Origin of the sequence: Nonomuraea sp. NPDC050394, from assembly GCF_044459065.1 — a bacterium.
Taxonomy (GTDB): Bacteria; Actinomycetota; Actinomycetes; order Streptosporangiales; family Streptosporangiaceae; genus Nonomuraea.
On the sequence record NZ_JBITIO010000001.1, the window covers coordinates 438,244 to 457,412 of the forward strand.

At 70.8% G+C, this 19,169-nt stretch carries 17 protein-coding genes; 11 read left to right on the forward strand and 6 right to left on the reverse strand.

Annotated features, from left to right (window positions below; all coding sequences use genetic code 11):
* Positions 1-220 precede the first annotated feature (220 nt).
* Both ACIBKY_RS02255 and ACIBKY_RS02260 read left to right on the forward strand, forming a co-directional pair.
* On the forward strand, positions 221-1,345 hold the full coding sequence (locus ACIBKY_RS02255) for a hypothetical protein (protein ID WP_397093746.1): 1,125 nt from the start codon (positions 221-223) through the stop codon (positions 1,343-1,345).
* Positions 1,346-1,354: 9 nt separating this feature from the next.
* A complete protein-coding gene (locus ACIBKY_RS02260; RefSeq protein WP_397093748.1) occupies positions 1,355-2,131 on the forward strand; it encodes a hypothetical protein in 777 nt (258 codons plus the stop codon).
* Positions 2,132-2,613: 482 nt separating this feature from the next.
* On the opposite strand, the gene eccB is transcribed toward ACIBKY_RS02260, so the two are convergent.
* The 6 genes from eccB to ACIBKY_RS02290 all read right to left on the reverse strand — a co-directional run bounded on the left by eccB (position 2,614) and on the right by ACIBKY_RS02290 (position 13,038).
* A complete protein-coding gene (gene eccB / locus ACIBKY_RS02265) occupies positions 2,614-4,032 on the reverse strand; it encodes a type VII secretion protein EccB (RefSeq protein WP_397093749.1) in 1,419 nt (472 codons plus the stop codon).
* A gap of 671 nt (positions 4,033-4,703) precedes the next feature.
* Complete coding sequence (locus ACIBKY_RS02270) at positions 4,704-5,120, reverse strand: YbaB/EbfC family nucleoid-associated protein (RefSeq protein ID WP_397093751.1); 417 nt, start codon at positions 5,118-5,120, stop codon at positions 4,704-4,706.
* Positions 5,104-6,081: a hypothetical protein gene (locus ACIBKY_RS02275; RefSeq protein WP_397093752.1), complete on the reverse strand. Its 978-nt coding sequence runs from the start codon at positions 6,079-6,081 to the stop codon at positions 5,104-5,106. Before ACIBKY_RS02275 ends, ACIBKY_RS02270 begins: the two co-directional genes overlap by 17 nt.
* A complete protein-coding gene (locus ACIBKY_RS02280; protein WP_397093754.1) occupies positions 6,074-6,367 on the reverse strand; it encodes a hypothetical protein in 294 nt (97 codons plus the stop codon). The genes ACIBKY_RS02275 and ACIBKY_RS02280 overlap by 8 nt, the downstream gene beginning before the upstream one ends.
* Positions 6,368-6,942: 575 nt before the next feature.
* The gene (locus ACIBKY_RS02285) at positions 6,943-12,006 is read right to left on the reverse strand and encodes an FtsK/SpoIIIE domain-containing protein (RefSeq protein ID WP_397093755.1); all 5,064 of its coding nucleotides are present in this window, start codon (positions 12,004-12,006) and stop codon (positions 6,943-6,945) included.
* Positions 12,007-12,819: 813 nt separating this feature from the next.
* Complete coding sequence (locus ACIBKY_RS02290) at positions 12,820-13,038, reverse strand: hypothetical protein (RefSeq protein ID WP_397093756.1); 219 nt, start codon at positions 13,036-13,038, stop codon at positions 12,820-12,822.
* A gap of 280 nt (positions 13,039-13,318) precedes the next feature.
* On the opposite strand from ACIBKY_RS02290, the gene ACIBKY_RS02295 reads away from it, so the two are divergent.
* Genes ACIBKY_RS02295 through ACIBKY_RS02335 form a run of 9 tightly spaced genes read left to right on the forward strand, consistent with a single transcriptional unit; the run spans position 13,319 to position 19,168 of the window.
* Positions 13,319-13,972: a hypothetical protein gene (locus tag ACIBKY_RS02295; protein WP_397093757.1), complete on the forward strand. Its 654-nt coding sequence runs from the start codon at positions 13,319-13,321 to the stop codon at positions 13,970-13,972.
* Position 13,973: 1 nt separating this feature from the next.
* Positions 13,974-14,690, forward strand: coding sequence for a hypothetical protein (locus tag ACIBKY_RS02300; protein WP_379630975.1), 717 nt, complete (start codon positions 13,974-13,976; stop codon positions 14,688-14,690).
* Positions 14,687-15,955, forward strand: coding sequence for a CpaF family protein (locus ACIBKY_RS02305; protein WP_397093759.1), 1,269 nt, complete (start codon positions 14,687-14,689; stop codon positions 15,953-15,955). Before ACIBKY_RS02300 ends, ACIBKY_RS02305 begins: the two co-directional genes overlap by 4 nt.
* Entirely contained in the window at positions 15,955-16,824 is an 870-nt protein-coding gene (locus tag ACIBKY_RS02310; RefSeq protein ID WP_397093760.1) for a type II secretion system F family protein, read from the forward strand. The genes ACIBKY_RS02305 and ACIBKY_RS02310 overlap by 1 nt, the downstream gene beginning before the upstream one ends.
* A complete protein-coding gene (locus tag ACIBKY_RS02315; RefSeq protein WP_379609970.1) occupies positions 16,817-17,737 on the forward strand; it encodes a type II secretion system protein in 921 nt (306 codons plus the stop codon). Before ACIBKY_RS02310 ends, ACIBKY_RS02315 begins: the two co-directional genes overlap by 8 nt.
* Positions 17,737-17,970 carry a hypothetical protein gene (locus ACIBKY_RS02320; RefSeq protein WP_379609969.1) on the forward strand — a complete coding sequence of 78 codons (234 nt, stop codon included), beginning with the start codon at positions 17,737-17,739 and terminating at the stop codon, positions 17,968-17,970. Before ACIBKY_RS02315 ends, ACIBKY_RS02320 begins: the two co-directional genes overlap by 1 nt.
* A complete protein-coding gene (locus ACIBKY_RS02325) occupies positions 17,954-18,379 on the forward strand; it encodes a TadE/TadG family type IV pilus assembly protein (protein ID WP_397093762.1) in 426 nt (141 codons plus the stop codon). The genes ACIBKY_RS02320 and ACIBKY_RS02325 overlap by 17 nt, the downstream gene beginning before the upstream one ends.
* A 10-nt stretch (positions 18,380-18,389) precedes the next feature.
* On the forward strand, positions 18,390-18,758 hold the full coding sequence (locus tag ACIBKY_RS02330) for a TadE family protein (RefSeq protein ID WP_397093763.1): 369 nt from the start codon (positions 18,390-18,392) through the stop codon (positions 18,756-18,758).
* The gene (locus ACIBKY_RS02335) at positions 18,755-19,168 is read left to right on the forward strand and encodes a pilus assembly protein TadG-related protein (protein ID WP_397093764.1); all 414 of its coding nucleotides are present in this window, start codon (positions 18,755-18,757) and stop codon (positions 19,166-19,168) included. Before ACIBKY_RS02330 ends, ACIBKY_RS02335 begins: the two co-directional genes overlap by 4 nt.
* The last annotated feature ends 1 nt before the right edge of the window (position 19,169 follow it).

A 19,169-nucleotide genomic window follows, 5' to 3' on the forward strand; every position in this document is an offset into this window, starting at 1 on the left:
GTCGGCGCTTTGGTCACATTAGTCACCATACGTCGCACCTTGCCGGGAAGATCAGGTTAACTCTCCATAACAATTATGCGTCGATGTGGAGTTGTGCCAGCTCAGTGGGTTTTAGGCCCACAAAGTGTGCTCTCGGCGACATGTCCAGAAGTTTCCTGTACGGCACGCGTGGGATCGGCGTAACGTATGGGATGGATGTGATCAGCTGTTTGGGGGCGTAGTGGCGGAATCAGGGAGCTCCAGCGCGTCCGACCCGTTCGCCGGCCTGACCATGCCCGGAGCGTCGGTCGTCGACCCCGCGACCAAGGACCGCGGGTTCGAGATGAACACCAAACTGGTCAGAGATCTCGGCACCAACATCGGGAACCGCGGGACCGACCTGACGGGCCTGAGCGAGAAGACCAGAGTGATCGACATGCCGAGCGGCACCTTCGGGTACATAGGCGGCGGCATCAACGTGGCCCATCGCAACACCGTCGACAGCGCCGCCAAGGCCCTCTCCGACGGCAAGGAAGTCCTGGACTCCTGGAAGAAGGCGCTGGGCGACGTCGCGCAGCATGTCGATGACGCCCACGAGAAGAGCAAGCCCCCGCCCAACGCGGGGCCTGACCCCAAGGGCGGGCCCCAGATGCCGACGGGCGCCGGCTTCGACCCGTCAAGCCTGAAGACGGGCGGCCCCGGCGGACCGGGCGACAAGCTCAAGATGCCCGGTCCCGACGACATCAAGGGTCCCGGCGACCTCGGCAAGAAACCATCCGACCTGGACGACCTGAACCTGAAGGAACCCCCCAAGGATTCCGACAAGATCGACACGCCGAAGCAGCCTGACTACGGCGACCTCGGCAACCGGCCGGGGCCGGGAACCGACACCCCGAGCCCCAACATGCCCACCCCGAACCTGCCGACGACCAACACCCCGAATCTCGACACCGGCGACCTGGACAAGAGGCTGCAGGACGCCAAGACGGACCTGGCGGGCGTGGATCCGAAGGTGCCCGGCCTCAACGACCTGGCCAATCGGAACCCCACCCTGCCGGACGGCCGGTTCACCGGCACACCCACCGGCGCGCCCACCAGCACCGGCACCGGCGGCTTCTCCGGCGCCGACAACGGGCTGGGCAGGGGTGGTGCGGGCGGTGGCCTGGGCGGGGCCAACGGCATGGGCAGCATCGCCAAAGCGCTCAACGGCGGCGGCATGCCCATGATGCCGATGGCGCCCATGGGCGGCGCGGGCGCCGGCGGCGACGGAAACCAGGACCGCGAACGCTCCACGTATCTCGCCGAGGATGAGGGCGTCTGGGGCGGCGACGAGGACATCGCACCGCCCGTACTCGGCAAGGAGTGACCGACCGGCATGGCTTACGAGGACGACTTCGAGCGCTTCCGCAACGCTTTCGCCGAGGTGACCGCGGCCTCCGTGGTGCTGCCAGAGGCCGCGCCGATCGCGGCGATTCTCGGCCTGATCATTTCCGATCCGGCCGCGATGAAGAAGGCCTCGCAGGAATGGCTCAGCGTGGCCACCACCTCCATCGACGACCAGTGCCCGTCGTCGTCCTCCATCAAGCTCCTGCGTGAGTCGGTACGGACGATGGCGGTGAACGCTGGCAAGGACAAGATCTGGACCGGCGATGCCTACCAGGCGTTCATGGGCAAGGTTGACCTTCTCGACAAATCGCTCGACGAGATCGACCGGTGCGGCCAGGGTGCCGGCCGGACGCTTGACACCTCCGCTTCGGTCACCCACTTCCTGTCCTGGCTGGTCGGAGCGTACGCCTTCGTCATCGCCATGATCGCGGCCTACGTGCTGGCGTCCACGGTGTACCCGCCCATGCACGCCCAGGCCCGTGTCGCCGCTTCCAGGGCCGTCTTCGGCCTCTGGAAGGGCCTGAAGGAAGTGTTCGGCAACCACACCAAGTTCATCTGGAAGGCCTCGGCCGTCGTGGCCATCGCCGGCGCCGCCTTCGGCCAGTTCACACGGATGCTCCCCATGTTGTCCGCGCTGAACCAGAGCGCGCCGAACCTGATCGAGGCCAAGGCCGTCTGGAATCCGGCCGAGCTGACGATCGGCGATGACCCGATGCCCAAGATGAAGGAGCCCGACACCAGCTTCCTGCCCGAGGTCGGCATCTAGCGGTCGACTGGGCAGGGTTGCCGGGCTTCGGGCGGGTGTCCTTGTAGATCTCCGGCAGGCGTCGCCGTACACCTTCTGGCTACGTCGGCGAGCGAGCCGCCCAGAAGGCCACCGGCCTGATCGCCTTGGTCTGATCGCCCCTGCCGGATCGCCCACTGCCTGATCGCCCCTGCCGGATCGCCCACTGCCTGATCGCAGCTGGCCAGGGCCGCACCCACGCTGGACTCCTCGCGCTGCGCAAGACCCCTGCAACGGCGTCACGCCTCGGGAAGTACGTGGTTCCCCGCGCAGGGCTCGAGTGACCAGGGCCTCCCTGCGGCGACCGCCCGCAATCCGAACATCCGGATCAGCGCGAAAGTCGCCGGCAACCACGGTTCGCTCCTGCGTAAGGACTATCACGCCATGGCTCCAAGGTCGGCCACGGCCTTACCGGCCGGTCACGGTTCAACTGGCTCGCCATGGTTCTACCGGCTCGTCATGGTTTACCGGCTGGCCACGGTCAGGGGGGACAGGGCGGTGGCCGGGTCGAGGGTGGGGCCTGTGGGGATCTGCTGAAGAAGGTTGCCGGGGAGCGGGGCCACGTCGCCGGCCTCGAAGCCGAGCTTGGCGATCTGGTCGCCCGACTGGAGCGGATAGCGGACACCCTGGTCGCTGATCAGGAAGTAGGTGGTGATCGAGCCGATCTGTCCGTCGCCGGGCAGTTGCCCCGCCACCACCGCGCTGCCCGGGGGCAACAGGATCTGGTCCACCCGGTCCTGGCCGCCGCTCGACGCCGGGATCGGCAGGGCCAGCGAACTGCCCCCGGTGATCCTGGCGGAGAAGGAGCCCTTCAGCGTGTCGCCGTACACCGAGCACAGCGGCGACGTCGCGGGCAGCGTCATCGCCTTGGGCAGGGTCTCGGGCAGCCCGGCGCCGGCGATCTGCTGGCGGGACGGGGAGGCGTTGGCGGAGGCGGCGTCGATCTGGATCGGCTGGGCGCTCCGGTTGCCGTACGCCTTCTTCGTGGCCGGGTCCTCCAGCAGGAGAAGGGCCTGGGTCTCGGTGATCGCGGCCAGGCCGTCGGTCAGGAGGACGTACCAGCGTGAGGGGCCCCCGGTCATCGACGGCACCTTGAACACCTGGCCGACGATCGCGGCCACCTTGCCGTCCGGGCCGCGTACCTTCTTGCCGCGTTCAGCCACCTTCGGCCCCGCGAAGTCGACGCCGACCCTGACCGCGTTGAGCCACGAGGCGGGGACCTTGCGTGGTTTGGCGTTGAGCGCACTCACACCGGAGTCGTTGATTCGCATGCGCTGGTTGTTCCAGATCGCCCACTTCTGACCGTGGTCGTCCATGACGACCATGACCCCAGCGCCGACCGGCCGCCCGCCGACGTCGATCCCGCCGATCATCGTCGTGTACTGCTTCACGCCCCCCGCAGGGTCGGGCCCGTCCACCACACAGACCGACCAGGGCGCCTTGACCAGCTTGTCCCGGGGAGGAAGGGAGTCAGGCAGCCCCTGGATGCCGACCAGCGGACCCCTGGCCAGCTCGTCCAGCGACGCCGAAGCCACGCTGCGCGTCTTGACGTCGGGTGTGTCCAGGATCAGCCGCGCCGAGACATAGTTCGCGACCGGCAGCAGTCTGCTCTGCTTCTGGCTGTAGACGTATTTGGCGCCCGTTTCCTTCTCCACCAGGAGTTGGCCCGCTTCGGTGAGTTTCGTGGCGCCACCCGGGCTGACCAGACCCCAGATCCCGAAGACGGCCATGATCAGAACGGCCACCAGGATGCCGCCGAACATCGCGATGTTCTGGCGGCGCAGGGGCGACTCTGGCACATCCGGCTCGGCTTGCAGCAGCGCCATGCCCAGGCGTTGCTGCATCAGGCGGTGCGCTTGGTAGAGGTCCTTCTTGGTCTGCATGTCACCTCTCCCCGATCACACGACGCGCCCCAGAGTAGTGGTGAACCACCTTTCCCCGGACAACACCCACCTTTCTCCCACCCCACCACCCGCAAAACACCACCCCCGCCTCTCCACCTCGCCGCCGCCACCTCCTAACCTCCCTACCTCCCCCCCTTCACCGCCCCGCCTCTTCACCGCCCCGCCTCTTCACCGCCCCGCCTCTTCACCGCCCCGCCTCTTCACCGCCCCGCCTCCTAACCGTCCTGCCACCCCCCAACCCCCCCACCCCCACCCGTCAGCCACCTCGCCATTCCGCCTGCCCACCAGTTGCTTCGTGTCCCGCGCCACGCTGTCCACGCGCCTGGCGTCCCGGGCCTGCTCTGTGGGTTTCTCACGCGGTGTCCCACGTCTGGCGTCGCGTCCCGTGGGTGTCCCGCGCCACGCACTCCGCGCGTCTACGTCCTGGCCCGCGCTCTGTGGGTGTCTCGGGGCCTCGCGTGTTCCGGCCAGTGCCAGCGGGTGCCCCGCCGGCCAGTGCCAGCGGGTGCCCCGCCGGCCAGTGCCAGCGGGTGCCCCCCGTGTTTCCCTCCCATGCCCTCACCGGTGCCGGGCGGGCACCTTGGCCCCTCAAGTGGGGCGGCTTGCCGTACCGGCTGGTGCTTGGGGGTTTCGTGCGGGCGTTGGGATGGCTAGCGGAGGCGGTTGGTGAGGGCGGTGGTGTTGTGGAGGCTGCGGGCCAGGGCGTCTTCCGCGGTGGTGGCCAGGGTGGTCACCGTGTCTTCGAGGTCGGCGGTGTTGCCCAGGGAGTTGGTGACCAGGTTGGCGGCCTGGGTGCGGAGGTCGGTTCTGGCGGTTGCGATGGCCTCCAGGACGGTCTCGGCGAGCACCTCGGCGCCCAGCCGCATCGCTCGTGGGCCGATCTTGAGGTTGTGGACCCCCTTCAGCTCCGAGTACGCCACCGTTACCTGGCCGTCCGCGGCCTGTCCCTGGCCCGTCAGCTCTGTCATCTCCTCCTGCACGTGGCTGAGCGCCGCGAGGAAGTCGCCGGTGAAGGTGTGCATCTCGTCGGGGTCGAAGCCGAAGGAATGCCTAAAGTCGTCGCTCAATGTCCTCGTATCCCTGGTACGCGCCGCTTTCGTAGCGATCGGGCAGAAGGAAGCCGGTGGGCATGCGGCCGCTGATCACGTCCATGGCGCCCTTGGCCGCTGCGCCGAGTTGCCACTTGGTCGGGGTCAGGTCGTGGGGAGATGTAGGCATGGGTCGGGGTTGGCCCTTGGCGCCCGTTCCCGCGCGGCCCGGGAACAGCGGCGAACGCCCCGTCATCATCTTCGCCGTCAGATTGCGCTCCACATGGTTGGCGAACCCCCACACCAGAGCCGGTCCCTGATTGATCGTCGCCTGCCGCAGGTCGAGCAGTCCCTGCCGGTCGCCGGTCAGGCTGTCCTTGGCGACCTTGGCCCCCAGCCCGGCGGCGATGGCCGTCGCGATCCCGTTGAGCGCCGCCGCCAGCCGCGCCTCCTGCGCCTGGAACTGCGCGAACAACACCCGCGCCTGCTTGCCCGCCGCCACCTGTGCCGCGAGAAACCCCACCCCGCCGCCGAACGAAGCTCGCAGCACCTGTACGGCAAGCCACACCAACCGCAACACAACCGCCGAGGTATAGACGATGAACGCGAACAACAACGAAGCACTGACCAGCAACATGATCCCGAGCAGCCGCGCCGACATCTCCTCGGACAGCAGGTCGCTGCCGAGCGTGCGCATCCAGGCGTCGAAGTCCCGGCGATCATCCCCTGGCCACTGCTCGGCACTCAGCCCGGCCACGAGATCCGCGATGTTCGCCCGCCCTGCCCCGAGATCGCCGGCCGCATCCTCAAGCACCTGGTACGCCGCCGCCAGGGCACCCGTGTCGTACTGATGCACATAGAACTTGCCCAGCAACGGCCACCCGCCCCACACGACCGCGCAGGCGGCGGTGGCGAGCCCGATGTTGGCATGCGCCAGGTACTTCCCATAGTCCAGCGCGGCAACGGTCGCCTCCGGGACACGCTGCCAGGGATCAGGCATCGAACGTCCCCGGCGACACCGTGCTGGCGTCCTCGCCCCGCTTCCAGTTCTGCCGTCCGTCCATGAGCTTCGCGCTGGCTTCCGAGACCCGCTGCAGCCGCCGCCGTACACGTTGGGCCAGATACCCCTCAGCCTCGGTGTAGGCGGCGAACAGGCTCAGCGTGAACGCGGTCGGCGTGGCCTCGATCACCCGAAGCCCCACGATCTTCTCCAGCGCCTGGGTCAGTGGCGGCACCCCTTGCTCCGTCAGATCCTCGGCCAGCCGCCGCACCCGCCCCCGGTCCATCCCCGCCTCATCCCAGCGCGGAGCCGCTTCGTTCTCTTGTCCTGAATCCCCCCACATCGGCTCGTCCGCTGGCATCCCGTGCGGGGCACCGCCGGGCCGTGGATGTCCGTGATTGAGCAGGCTGCCAAGATCGGGCATCGCATCCCCCTTCCCCCCAAACACAACCATCCCACCGCCCCCACCCCAGCGATCTTGACGCCCTCCCTACACCACATTGACGCGTTCCCAACGCCTCCACCCCGAAGTGCCCCACCGCCCTGCGCTCCGCCCAACTCCCCGCCCACCGCCGTGCGCCTCCGCCCGGGTGCCCGCTCCGCAGCGCCCCACCTCTCTGCGCCTCCGCCCAACTGCCCGTCCCGAAACGCCCCGAAGCGCCCCAGAGCCCTGCGCTCGGCCTAATTGCCCTCCCCGAAGTGCCCCCACCGCCGTGCGCCTCCGCCCAACTCTCCAGCGCACAACACCCAAGACCAACGCCAACCAGCCGAGCCCCTCGATCCCTTGCCTGCCAACCCGCGACAGCCGAGCCATCCCGGCCGACTTCGCGATGGCCGTGGTCCCAAAGGCGGGTGGGGAACCTACGAAGGGTGGGCGGGAAGTGAGGGGAGGGCGGTTTGGATGGGGGTGGTGGTGCCCATGGTGAGGAGGAGGCCGCGGCCAGGGGGGCCGCCTACGGCGCCGCGCGGGAGCCGTACCGTGAAGAGGTCGCCGTCGGCCGGGCTCTGGATGGACAGCAGGAGACCGGTGCGGGACTTGCGGGCCTCGGCGACGAAGCCGCGGTAGGCCGTCGCCAGGTCGCCGGTCGCGCCGGCGATGATCAAGCCGTGGTCGCCGTCCCGGCCCGTGCGGAGGATCTCGTCCAGGGCCATGCCGAGCGGGGCGTCGGGGTTGATGAGTTCGGCGTCGTCGACGATCACCACGTAGCTCGTCAGCGGGGCCACCAGATCCTGGAGGCCGGTGCCGTTGCCGTCCAGGATGGCCGTGGCGCCTTCGAGGTCGCGTAGCGGGCTGCGGCGGGGGACCACCGCGATCACCGGGGTGTTCTGGGCGATCAGGGAGTGGGCGGCGGTCATCAGGGCCGAGGAGCGGCCGGATCTCGGCGGACCGGCGATCACCGCGCCTGGACCGTGGGCCAGCAGGTCTATGCCCATGGGGGCCAGGGCGTCGCCGCCCGCGCCGAGGAGGGCCCACAGCGGGGACGGGGCGGTGAAGGACGGGCGCAGAGCCAGGGCCTGGTCGGCGGTCATGCGCATGGGCAGGGCGTCCACGCGCAGGGGGTGCCGGTCCTCGTCGAGGTCGGCGGGGGCGGCGGCTCTTGACAACGCTTGCAGGGCCGCCACCTGGGCCTGGCCGGACGGGTCTTCGGTCAGGAGGGCGATCTGGTTTTCCACCACACCGTGTTCGCCGGTGGACAGGGCACGGCCGGGGGGCATGGCGGCGGGGAGGTCCTTGAGGGGGAGGCCGGCGAGGGCGTAGTCCGCCTGGTCGGCCAGACGGAGGATGAGGCGGTCGTCGAAGACTGTGGAGACCTGCCCCAGAAGGCTGGAACGGTCGCCGGTCACCACCGCGCGCAACCCCACCGCCGGGCCCTCGCGCAGGAGCTGGAGCAGGGCTTCCGTGAGCCGACCGTAGTCGTACGCCTCGAAGGCGGCCACGTACCCCTCCCACCGGTCGAGCATGAGCACCAGCCAGGGCAGCCGGTGTCCGGCTTGCCGGCATTCGGCCAGGGAGGCGTGGCCGGCCTCGGCGAGGATCTGCTGACGGCGGCCGACCTCGGCGCGCAGGCGGGACAGGAGACGCTCGACCCGGTCGAGCTGGTCGCGGGTGACCACGGCACCGCAGTGTGGCATCGCGACCAGGGGGAGGAGGGCGCCGGAACCGCAGTCGACGGCGTGCAGGTGTACGTCGGCGGGGGAGGTGCGGGCCGCTATGGCGCCGGCGATCGTCCGCAACGCCGTGGACCTCCCGCTTCGCGCGGCGCCGGCGATGAGCAGGTGGCCACCGTGAGCGAGGTCGAGGGTGAGCGGCCGCCGGTCCTGCGCCCACGGTCGGTCGGTGGCACCGAACACCAGCGGTTCCACCTCGCGGAACTCACCGAGCCGCGACGTGTCCCCGTCGAAGTCGCCGGGGACCGACGGGTGCCCGTCGAAGTCGCCGTGCCGTGGTGTGCCGCCGTCGAAGTCGCCGGGCCGCGACGGGTGCTCATCGAGCTCGCCGTGCCGTGGCATGCCGCCGTCGAAGTCGCCGGGCCGCGGTGTGCCGTTGTCGAAGGGGAGGACGAGCTGGTCGGGCAGCGGCTCCAGCCACGGGCTCGGCTGGGGTGGTACGCCGGCCAGCCTGGCGGCCTCCGTAAGCGCGTCGGCCAGCAGGGTGAGGTCGGTGACGGCGGAGGTCTCGGCCGGTTCCGGGGCCGGAGGCAACGACCTGCCCAGAGCGCGCCAGTCCAGATCGACCACGCGGACCGCGCGCCGCCTGCCGTCCTCGTCCGCGGCCGCGCCGGGCGCACGACCCCCCACCCGCCCAGCCTGTACGGCTACCGCCGCCCCAGCCCCCGACTTCACGTAACAGCGACCCGGCGCCGACTTGGGAATGTGGGCCGCGTCGGGCAGGTCGATCACATCCGTGGACTCGACCGGCTCCGTCACCCGCAGCGCGATCCGGAGCGAGGTGTTGGCCTGAATGTCAGCCGTCACGACCCCGGCCGGGCGCTGCGTGGCCAGGATGAGGTGAACGCCCAGCGACCGGCCACGCCGCGCGATGTCGACGAGCCCGGCGACGAAGTCGGGCAACTCCGCCACCAGCGCCGCGAACTCATCGATGATCAGCACCAGCCGCGGCATCGCGGGCAGGGCCTCCCCGGCCGCCCCCCGATCGGGCCGAGCCTGACCGGCGAGCGCCCCCGGATTCAGCGCCCCCGGATTCAGGCCCCCCGGATTCAGGCCGCCCAGGTTCAGGCCGCCCGGGTTCAGACCGCCCGGATTCAGACCGCCCGGATTCAGGCCGTCCGCAGAGGAAGCCGCGTACGGCCTGCCGAGTCGTGAGCCGGTGACGTCCCGGCCGCCGGGAGATGGCCGATGGAGGTCGGTGTAGTCGTCGATGTCCTTGGCCCCCGCGTCCAGCAGCAGCCGCTCACGCCGCCTGATCTCGGCGCCCAGCGAGTCGAGCGCCCGCCGGGTCAGGTGCCCGTCGAGGTCGCTGACCATGCCCACCGTGTGCGGCAGCCGGGCGCACTCCTTGAACGCCGCCCCGCCCTTGTAGTCGATCAGGACGAACGCCAGCTGGTCCGGCCGGTTGGCCACGGCCAGCGAGCAGATCAGCGACTGCAGCAGCTCCGACTTCCCCGCCCCGGTCGTGCCGGCGACCAGCCCATGGGGACCGTCGAGGCGCAGATCGATCGGGAACGCGCCGTCGGGACCCATGCCGATCAGCGCCCTGGTGGACCCGGTGTCACGCCATCCGGCGAGAATGTCCTGGCCGGTCGGGGCACGCAGGCCGAGCAGGTCGAGCAGGCGTACCGACTCCGGCAGGTTGCCCGACGGGTCGTCCCTGCTCACGTCGCGGATCGGTGCCAGCGACCTGGCCAGCCGGTCGCACCACTGCGGGGACACCTGGTCGGCCAGCACCGCGCCGATGGCGTCCAGGCCGCCGCCGCGCAGGCGTACCAGACCGTCGGCGCCGCACGTCGCGACCGTGGCGCACTCCTCGGGCAGCAGGCGCTGGTCCTCGTCGAGCGCGAGCGTGAAGACGCCCGCGCGCGGGCCGTGGCGCAGGACCTGCGGCATGCCCGGCAGCCCGCGCAGGGCCTGGGCGCCGTCAAGGACGACCAGGACGTCGTAGGGACGCTCGTCGTAGGTGGAGAAGGCAGGAGGTTCGGGGCCGCCCAGATCGTCCCAGCCTGTGGGGATCTTGCCGAGCTCGGGGATGGCGGTGTTCTGGCGCTCGTCGATGAGGGCGGCCAGCTCGGACACGCGCCGCGCGGCCGAGTCGGGATCGGCGCCGATCAGAACGAGGCAGTCCTCCCCGCCGCGCGGGGCGCAGTGGGGCAGCCAGCGTACCCAGCTCCAGCGCCGCTCCCCGTCGGCATGCGCGGACAGCACCACCACGGCCAGGTCCCGCGGGCTGTGCAGGGTCGCGGCCTGGCCGATCAGCCAGCCCGCCAGCGCGGTCGACGTCTCACGCGGGCCGGTCACCCCGGCGACGCCGAGGCGGCGCATGGCGAGGGCCACGGGCACGCTGGCGCACAGCGGCGGGTCCAGCCGGCCGCCGCCGCTCTCCTCGACCAGCTCCAGGTTGGCGGGCAGGTCGGCCAGGCCCACCCGCAGCCGCAGCGCGTCGGGATCGTGGATGCGCCGCTCCCACAGCCGCCTGCGCGGACCCGTCGCGGTCAGCAGCACCTCGGCGGGGTCGGGGGCGTCGGAACGCCGCGCCACCTCGTCGTCGGCGCGGGCCCGCTCGACCACCCGCTCGTACTCGGCCAGCCGCTCCTGATGTTCGCGCATCGCCTGGCGGTGCTGCTTCCTGCCGTGGCGGCGGTCGCTCCACCACTGACCGATCATGATCAGCGGGGTCATCAGCGCGATGAGCAGGAAGTACCACTGACCCAGCACCAGCGTCAGCACCACCCCCAGCACGGCGGGCAGGAACGCGGCCAGCAACTGCAGCCGCATCCCCTCGTTCTTGCGCGGCTCCGCGGGCCGCTCGAACCTTCGCTCCGGCTCGGGACGCCGCAGCCTCGGCGGCCGGTTATACGCCACACCACCCTCGGGAGCCGGCGCCAGATGGGCGTCACGCGGCTCCACCGCACCCAGCGCGAACACCGAGGACCCGCACGTCAGCAACGCGTGCTCCGGCCAGTCGGCGGCCTCGGCCAGCGGCTTGCCGTCGAGCTCCGGTGGACCGCCGGGCCAGACCGCCCGCAGGTCGTCGTCGGCGGGCGCGAGATAACGGGCGCGCTCGGACGCCTCCCAGCGGTCGGCCTCGCGCTGGTCGTCGCGCTCGGCCAGCTCGGTGAGCTCCTCGGCGTAGCGGCCCTTGATCCGCCGCCGCCGCGGTCCCGGCGGCGGCTCCCTGCGCACCGGCTCGATCGTGATCGCCTCGGGGGTGATCCGCAGGATCGCCGCCTCCGGCGCCAGCACAGGATCCGGTACGGCTATCGCGCACATGGCATCGGAACCGATCACATGGGACCCCAGGCTCAGCCGGTGGACCGCTCCCGCCCCCGGACCACCCACGATCCGCACCTCGGCCACGCCGAGCGGCTCCTCGGTGACGGTCGCGCGGGCCAGATGGCGTTCGAGCGTGATCCGGTCGCCGTCGTGGAGGACCGCCCTGGCCAGCGCCCGCGAGTCGACCTGCCGCCCGCCGCGCCACAGCGCCGGACCCTCCTGCCCCAGCCCGTCGCCCCGCTCGGGCTCGCGCTGCTCGGGGACGCGCGGCATCGCCCGCTCCTGATGCCGCGGGTACGGCGGCGCCGACGACATCCCATAAGGAGCCCGGGACCGGGGCAGCCTGACGACCTTGGCCAGCGGCTCCCGCCCCCCGTCGAGGGCCTCGGCCACCCGGGCGACTGTGGCGCCGTCGTCGAGCTCGACCACCACGTCACGGTCGCCCTGCTCGCCGAGCACGGTGAGCATGATCCGCATGTGCCGTCTCCTCGCAGGGGGTCGGACCTCGGCGTCACGGTAACGCCAGAAGTGAGGTTAGGCCCGCGGATTGACGGCACGGGCATGATCGGGCTCGCCTGTGGACAACGAAACGGACCTGTGGAAAACAAGGGGAGATTTTGCCAGGACTTGGGGCGTGGCCTGTGGATAACCCTGTGGACGCATGCTGTGACCAGGGCTTTGGCCAGGGGGAGCTTGGGGATTGACAGGCGCGCAGGACTGCGGCCGACCGCTCCGGAAGTGTGGCCGGCGGTGAAGAGCGACCGATTACGGAGTGTGACGGTGTTGAGGGGGAGGAAGGGGCAACAAGGGGCGTGGGCGCCGTGATTGGGAGGGGCCTGTGGGGCGGGGGTGGACGGCGTGAGCGGAGGGAGGAGTGTCGTGGGATGTGGAGCGCGAGAAACGGCGGGGAAGCGCTTGAGGGGCGGAGCAAACGCCGTGACCGGCGGGAGTGCCTGCGGGGCGTGGGGTGGTGATGGGGCAAGAAGGGGCTGGCGCGGAGGACGGGACGGGACGGGGCGGGGGCTGGGCGGGGGCTGGCGTGGGGTGTGGTGATGGGGCAAGGAGGGGGCTGGCGCGGAGGGTGTGGTGGGCGGGGCAAGGAGGAGGCTGGCTTGGGGGTGTGGTGGGCAGGGCGGGGAGTGGGCTGGCGTGGGGGGTGTGGTGGGCCTGCCGTCTCGCCCTCCGGGGGATGGCTGGCGTGGGGGGTGTGGCGGGCCCGCCGCCTCGCCCTCCGGGGGACGGCTGGCGTGGAGGGTGTGGTGGGGCGTGGACGCCGTGGTGGAGAGGAGGTTAGGGGGATTCGCGGGGGTGGGTCTTGGCGTGGAGGGCGTCGGCCTTTTCTTCCAGGAGGCCCGCATAAGCGTCCACCTCGGAGGTCACCGCGGCCAGCCCGCTCGCCGCCCGATGCAGCCTCCCGGCCACCCTCCGCGACACCCGGGCAGAAGCCATCCGCCCCACGAACGCCCGCACACCAGGACGAGCGAGGAACGACCGCACACGACTGGCCATGCCGGAATGATCCCACAACCTGAACCCGTTCAGAAGATCCCCAAATATCACATCAAGATCCCCCGCGCTGTGACACCTGTGACGACTGTGATTTCTGCGCCCTGTATCACGAAATTTCGGTCTGAATCAACCAACCCAACCCAACCGGTCTACCGATTTGGTGTTGACAGGCCCCCACCTGCGAAACGACCATTGGTCACCGCATTCCCGCCCCACTCCCGCACGTGGATGCACATAATGGCGTGAATTCTACAATTTCGCATATGGGAGCCCCCCACCCATGAGGACCAGTGAGAAACCCGCCGCGAATTCGGCGGGGCCAAGTGGCGCGCTCTCCGCCGAGCGCAAGCTCCCCGTACCCCCACGCGAGCGTAAGCCCGCCCTGGCCGCCCTCGCCGTCCTCCTGATCCTGGGCGGCGCCCTGGCGACCACGCTTCTGGTGATGCGCAGCGGCGACCGTATTTCCGCGGTCCGCGTGATCCAGCAGGTGGGCGCCGGCCAGCAATTCACCGAACAAGCGCTGGAGGAAGTCCAGATCGCCGACACCGGCATTGACTACGTTCCGTGGTCGCAGCGCGGAGAGGTGATCAAATCGTTCGCCACCGTCACGATCCTGCCCGGCACCTTGCTCACGAATGACATGGGGATAAACGCCAGTAAGGAGCTCGGACCGGGAAAGGCCAAGGTGGGATTGGCACTGAAACCCGGGCAGATGCCAGAAGGCCTGATCAAGGGTGACCGCGTCCAGGTCGTGCACGTTCCCAGCCGCAGCGGTACCGAACGGTCCAGGGTTCTCGCGGCGAGCGCGCTGGTCCACGGCGTCGGGGAGAAGGGCCTGGTCACCGTGATCGTCGACACGGCCGTCTCGGCCGAGGTGGTCGGCTACGCCTCCAGCGGGGAGATCGCCGTGGCCGAACTCCCGGGGGCCCGCTGACGTGGCGCTGATCGTGCTGGCCGCCGACAAGGGCGCGCCGGGCGTCACCACCGCCGCGACGGCCCTGGCCGCCGTGTGGCCGCGGCCGGTGCTGCTCGCCGAGTGCGATCCCGCGGGAGGAGATCTGGCCTACCGGCTGCCGGCCGCCGACGGCGGCGTGCTCAACCCGGGAAAGGGGTTGCTCAGCCTGGGCGCCGTCGCCCGGAGGGGGATCGAACCCGCCCAGATCCACGAGCACACCCAGAAGATCGTCGGCGGGCTCGACGTGCTGGCCGGGCTCACGCACGGTGAGCAGGCGGCGGGTCTGACGTGGCTGTGGGGACCACTCGGACGTTCGCTGGCGGGCATGCCCAACGCCGACGTCATCGCCGACTGTGGCCGCCTCGGAACTTATCCACAGGTCAACGACCTCATCAACGAGGCCGCGGTGACCGTCCTGCTGACCAGGCCCAGCCTCGACCACGTCGCGCACCTGCGCGAGCGCCTGTCCATCACCAAGGCCCACGGCGTCGTGGTGATCGCCAACCCGCGCCGCTACCGCGCCTCCATCGAGGAGGTACGCCGCGTCGTCGGCCCCAACGTCAAGTTCGTCCACGGCCTGGCCGACGACCCCAAGGGCGCCGAACTGCTACGCGGCGAGTGGGGCGGCCGCCTCGACCGATCTCTCCTCATCCGTACGGCACGCGACCTGGCGGGAAGGCTGGTGAACTACCAGTGATCGACCACTCCCTGGTCAAGCGCTTCCGCCAGGAAGTGGGCGACCGCCTGGCCCACCAGCGCCGCATCGACCAGGCCAACGGCCTGCCCGCGATGACCGGCGAGGACGAGCGCCAGTTCGCCAGGGCGCTGATCTCGCAGGTCCTGGAGGAGCACGCGCGTGGCGAGATCGGCATGGGCCGCACCCCGCCGACGATCGAGGAGGAGGAAGGGCTGGCCGCGGGCATCCACGCGGCGTTGTTCGGCGTCGGACGCCTGCAGCCGCTCCTCGACGACACCGAGGTCGAGAACATCGACATCAACGGCCACGACAAGGTCTTCGTCTCCTACGCCGACGGCCGCGAGTCGATGCACGAGCCGGTCGCCGACTCCGACGACGAACTCGTCGAGCTCATCCAGATCCTGGCCGCCTACTCGGGCCTGTCGAGCCGCCCGTTCGACACCGCCAACCCCCAGCTCGACCTGCGCCTGCCCGACGGTTCCCGGCTGAGCGCCGTCATGGACGTCACGGTACGGCCGGCCGTCTCGATCCGCCGCAGCCGCCTGGGCAAGGTGTTCCTGTCCGACCTGGTCGGCAACGGCACGCTGACTCCGGACATCGCCAGGTTCCTCCAGGCGGCGGTCGCCACCCGCCAGAACATCATGATCGCCGGATCGACCAACGCGGGGAAGACCACGCTCCTGCGCGCCCTGGCCAATGAGATCCCGCCCGGCGAGCGTCTCATCACCGTCGAGCGAGCCCTGGAGCTGGGTCTCGACCAGTTCCCCGAGCTCCACCCGAACGTCGTCGCCTTCGAGCAGCGCCTGCCCAACTCCGAGGGCCAGGGCGAGATCACCATGGCCGAACTCGTCCGCAGAAGCCTGCGCATGAACCCCAGCCGCGTCATCGTCGGCGAGGTCCTCGGCGACGAGATCGTCACCATGCTCAACGCGATGACCCAGGGCAACGACGGCTCCCTGTCGACCATCCACGCCAACTCCAGCATGGAGGTCTTCAACCGCATCGCCACCTACGCCCTCCAGGCCAACGAGCGCCTGCCCATCGACGCCACGCACATGCTCATCGCCGGTGCCATCGACTTCGTCGTCTTCATCGAGAAGCACAACGACTACGACCAGGGCGGCAGCCTGCGCCGGTTCGTCTCCAGCGTGCGCGAGGTCAACGGCTGCGACGGCCGCGTGCTGTCGAGCGAGATCTTCGCGCCGGGCCCCGACGGCCACGCCGTACCCCATGCTCCCGTGCAGGCCGACCTGGGGAACTGGTGATGATCAACCTCGACCCCTTCACGATGCTCGCGGGCGCCGCCACCGGCGGCGGCCTGTTCCTGCTCTTCCTCTCCCTGTACGGCATGCGCCCCCACCCCGGCAGGCCCAAGCGCGAGGTCATCAGGATGCTGACCACCCGCACCGCCATCGCCGGCGTCAGCGCGGCGTTGATCATGGTGGTCACCGGCTGGCCGGTGGTCGCGGTGGGGGCCGTGCTGCTGGTGTTCGCGTGGCGCGGGCTGTCGGGAGGCGCCTCGGAGGAACGCGGGGCGATGCGCCGCCTCGAAGGCCTGGCCGCCTGGACCGAGTCGCTGCGCGACACGATCGCCGGCGCCGCCGGGCTCGAACAGGCCATCCCGGCCTCGATCAGGGCCGCCGCGCCGATGCTGAGGCCGCACCTGCGCGCGCTGGTCGACCGGATGCACGCCCGGATGGCGCTGCCCGACGCGCTGCGGCTGTTCGCCGACGAACTGGACGACCCGTCGGCCGATCTGGTGGTGGCGGCGCTGATACTCAACTCGCGGCTGCGCGGGCCGGGTCTGCGTGACGTGCTGGGGGCGCTGGCCGTCTCGGCGCGCGAGGAACTCGACATGCGCCGCCGGGTCGAGGCCGAGCGCCGCTCCACCCGGCGCAGCGTGCAGATCGTGGTGATCACCGCGCTGGTCTTCGCGGGGCTGCTGGTGGTGTTCAACCCCTCCTATGTCAGCGAGTACAGCTCGTGGCTGGGGCAGGCCGTGCTGCTCGTGGTGGCGGGGCTGTTCGGCGCCGGGTTCGCGTGGATGCGGCGCCTGGCGAGGTTCGACAAGCCGACGCGGCTGCTGGCTCCGCAGGTCGCCGCCGAAGTACCCCAGGCGGTGAAGCATGGTTGAGGGTGTGCTGGCGGGCGGCGCGTTCGGGCTGGGCGCCTTCCTGCTGCTGCGCGCGCTGTTCCCGGCCAGGCCGGGGCTGGTGGCGCGGCTGCTGGCGCTGGACGCGGTCCGCGAGGACGCGGGCGCGCCCCGGCTGCAGCTCGTCCTTCCCGACGAGGAGGTCAGCGCGTTCCGCCGCGGGCTCGGCGTGCGCCTGGCCCGCTTCCTGCTGTCGCGGGGCTGGGAGGCGCGCTCGATCAGGGCGGACCTGGCGCTGGTCGGGCGCTCGTTCGAGGGCTTCCTGGCCACCAAGGTGCTGCTGGCGGCGGCCGGGCTGCTCGCCTTCCCGGTGCTGCTCGGCTGGCTGGTGCTCATGGAGTGGGGCACCTCGCTCGCGATCCCGTTCTGGGCCGCCGTCGTGGTGGCCGTCGTCTTCTTCTTCCTGCCCGACCTGCAGATCCGGCGGGACGCCGCGGCCCGGCGGCGCGACTTCCGCCACGTCGTCGGCGCGTTCCTCGACCTCGTGTCGATGAACCTGGCCGGCGGACGTGGCGTACCGGAAGCGCTGGTCATGGCCGTGTCGGTCAGCGGCGAGCAGCCGAACTGGGCGATGTCCCGCATTCGCGACGCGCTGAGCGGCGCGAGGATCGTCGGCATCACCCCGTGGCAGGCGCTCGGCCAGCTCGGCGAGGAGATCAACGTCGACGAACTGCGCGACCTGTCCGCCGCGCTGGGTCTGGTGGCCGACGACGGCGCGAAGGTGCGCGCCTCGCTCACCGCCCGCGCCGCCACCCTGCGCCGCCGCGAGCTGGCCGAGATCGAGGGACGTGCGGGCGAGCGCTCGCAGTCGATGCTCGTCGCGCAGCTGCTGCTCTGCGCGGGCTTTGTGATCTTTCTCAGTTTTCCCGCCGCTATGAAGATGTTGGGGTCGTGATGCTGAACCATCCTTGGGTCGTCTACCTGGTCGCCTACCTGGGAGTGCGCGTCCATCGCGCGCGCACCGCACCCTCGCGCGGCGCTTCGGCCGTCGAATGGGTGATCATCACCGCGATCATCGCGGGAGTCGCGCTCGGCCTGGCGACGCTGATCAAGACACTGGTCGAGCAGAAGCAGAGCGAGATCCAGAACAGCTTCGGCAATGGCGGCGGCGGTGGCGGCAAGGAATGACCGCGGCGCCACGGTCGTGGAGCTGGCCTTCCTCATGCCGGTCATCCTGGCCGTCGCCCTGCTCATCGTGCAGGTCGCGCTCTGGTTCCACGGCAGGCAGGTGGCCGAGGCCGCGGCCAGGGAGGGCGCGCGGGTCGCCAGGTCGGCGCCCGTGAGCGGAGCCTGGGAGGAACCGGCCAAGGCCAAGGCGAAGGCCGTGGTCGGCGCGATCGGCCCGCGCCTGCTGACCAACGCTGACGCCACCACCTCGACCAGGGAGCCCGACGAGCGCTGGGTGACCGTGACCGGCACCGCCGTACAGGTGATTCCGCTGCTGCCCGAACTGGCGTTCACCGTCAGCGCGACCTCGGGCGGGCCGGTCGAGTGCTTCCGTCCCGACGACGGCGGGCTGGACTGCGATGAGAGGTGACCAGGGATCGATGGCGGTCGAGACGGTCATGCTCGCGCCGGTGTTCCTGCTGTTCCTCATGTTCCTGGTCGGCGCCGGACGGCTGGTGGAGGCCCAGGGCGAGGTGAACGGCGCGGCCAGGGACTCCGCCCGCGCCGCGTCGGTGCAGCGGACCATGGACACGGCCGAGACCGCCGCGAAGTCGTCGGCCGGGCACGCGCTCAAGGGCAGGTGCCGGTCGCACGAGGTGTCGCTGTCCGGGTCGGAGTGGACCGAGGGCGGCCAGGTGCACGCCGAGGTCAGCTGCGAGCTGGACCTGGGCTTCCTCGGGTTCGGCGCGACCAAGCGGCTCACCGGGACCTCGGTCGTGCCGCTTGAGCAGTTCAGGAGGGTCGAATGAGCGGCGGCGAGCGGGGCTCGATGTCGGTGTTCACCGTGCTCTTCTCGGTCGTGGTGTTCCTGCTGGCCGGGCTGCTCGTGGACGGCGGCGCCGCGATCAACGCCAAGCTGCGCGCCACCGACATCGCCGAGCAGGCGGCGCGCGCCGCCGCCGACCAGGTCGACGTCGAGCACCTGCGCGCCACCGGGCAGGCCAGGCTGCTGGGCGAGAGCGAGGTGTGCGGGCGGGCCGACGAGGTGGTCTCCGCGCACGACGCCGACGAGGTCGCCCGCGGCGACTGCGCGGTCTCCGGCGGTGCCGAGGTGCGCGTCACCGTGACCGTCCGCTGGAACGCCTTCTTCCTCGGCGCGCTCGGCTTCACCGGATCGGAGATGGAGGGCGAGGCCACCGCGGCGCCGGACGCCAGATGAT

What these genes read in the sequence shown, in the direction of transcription:
- ACIBKY_RS02260 (WP_397093748.1), top strand. Translation starts at nt 1,355, where the DNA reads ATGGCTTACGAGGACGACTTCGAGCGCTTCCGCAACGCTTTCGCCGAG.
- eccB (WP_397093749.1), bottom strand. Translation starts at nt 4,032, where the DNA reads ATGCAGACCAAGAAGGACCTCTACCAAGCGCACCGCCTGATGCAGCAA.
- ACIBKY_RS02275 (WP_397093752.1), bottom strand. Translation starts at nt 6,081, where the DNA reads ATGCCTGATCCCTGGCAGCGTGTCCCGGAGGCGACCGTTGCCGCGCTG.
- ACIBKY_RS02280 (WP_397093754.1), bottom strand. Translation starts at nt 6,367, where the DNA reads ATGGACCGGGGGCGGGTGCGGCGGCTGGCCGAGGATCTGACGGAGCAA.
- ACIBKY_RS02285 (WP_397093755.1), bottom strand. Translation starts at nt 12,006, where the DNA reads ATGCGGATCATGCTCACCGTGCTCGGCGAGCAGGGCGACCGTGACGTG.
- ACIBKY_RS02290 (WP_397093756.1), bottom strand. Translation starts at nt 13,038, where the DNA reads ATGGCCAGTCGTGTGCGGTCGTTCCTCGCTCGTCCTGGTGTGCGGGCG.
- ACIBKY_RS02295 (WP_397093757.1), top strand. Translation starts at nt 13,319, where the DNA reads ATGAGGACCAGTGAGAAACCCGCCGCGAATTCGGCGGGGCCAAGTGGC.
- ACIBKY_RS02310 (WP_397093760.1), top strand. Translation starts at nt 15,955, where the DNA reads ATGATCAACCTCGACCCCTTCACGATGCTCGCGGGCGCCGCCACCGGC.
- ACIBKY_RS02315 (WP_379609970.1), top strand. Translation starts at nt 16,817, where the DNA reads ATGGTTGAGGGTGTGCTGGCGGGCGGCGCGTTCGGGCTGGGCGCCTTC.
- ACIBKY_RS02320 (WP_379609969.1), top strand. Translation starts at nt 17,737, where the DNA reads ATGCTGAACCATCCTTGGGTCGTCTACCTGGTCGCCTACCTGGGAGTG.
- ACIBKY_RS02330 (WP_397093763.1), top strand. Translation starts at nt 18,390, where the DNA reads ATGGCGGTCGAGACGGTCATGCTCGCGCCGGTGTTCCTGCTGTTCCTC.
- ACIBKY_RS02335 (WP_397093764.1), top strand. Translation starts at nt 18,755, where the DNA reads ATGAGCGGCGGCGAGCGGGGCTCGATGTCGGTGTTCACCGTGCTCTTC.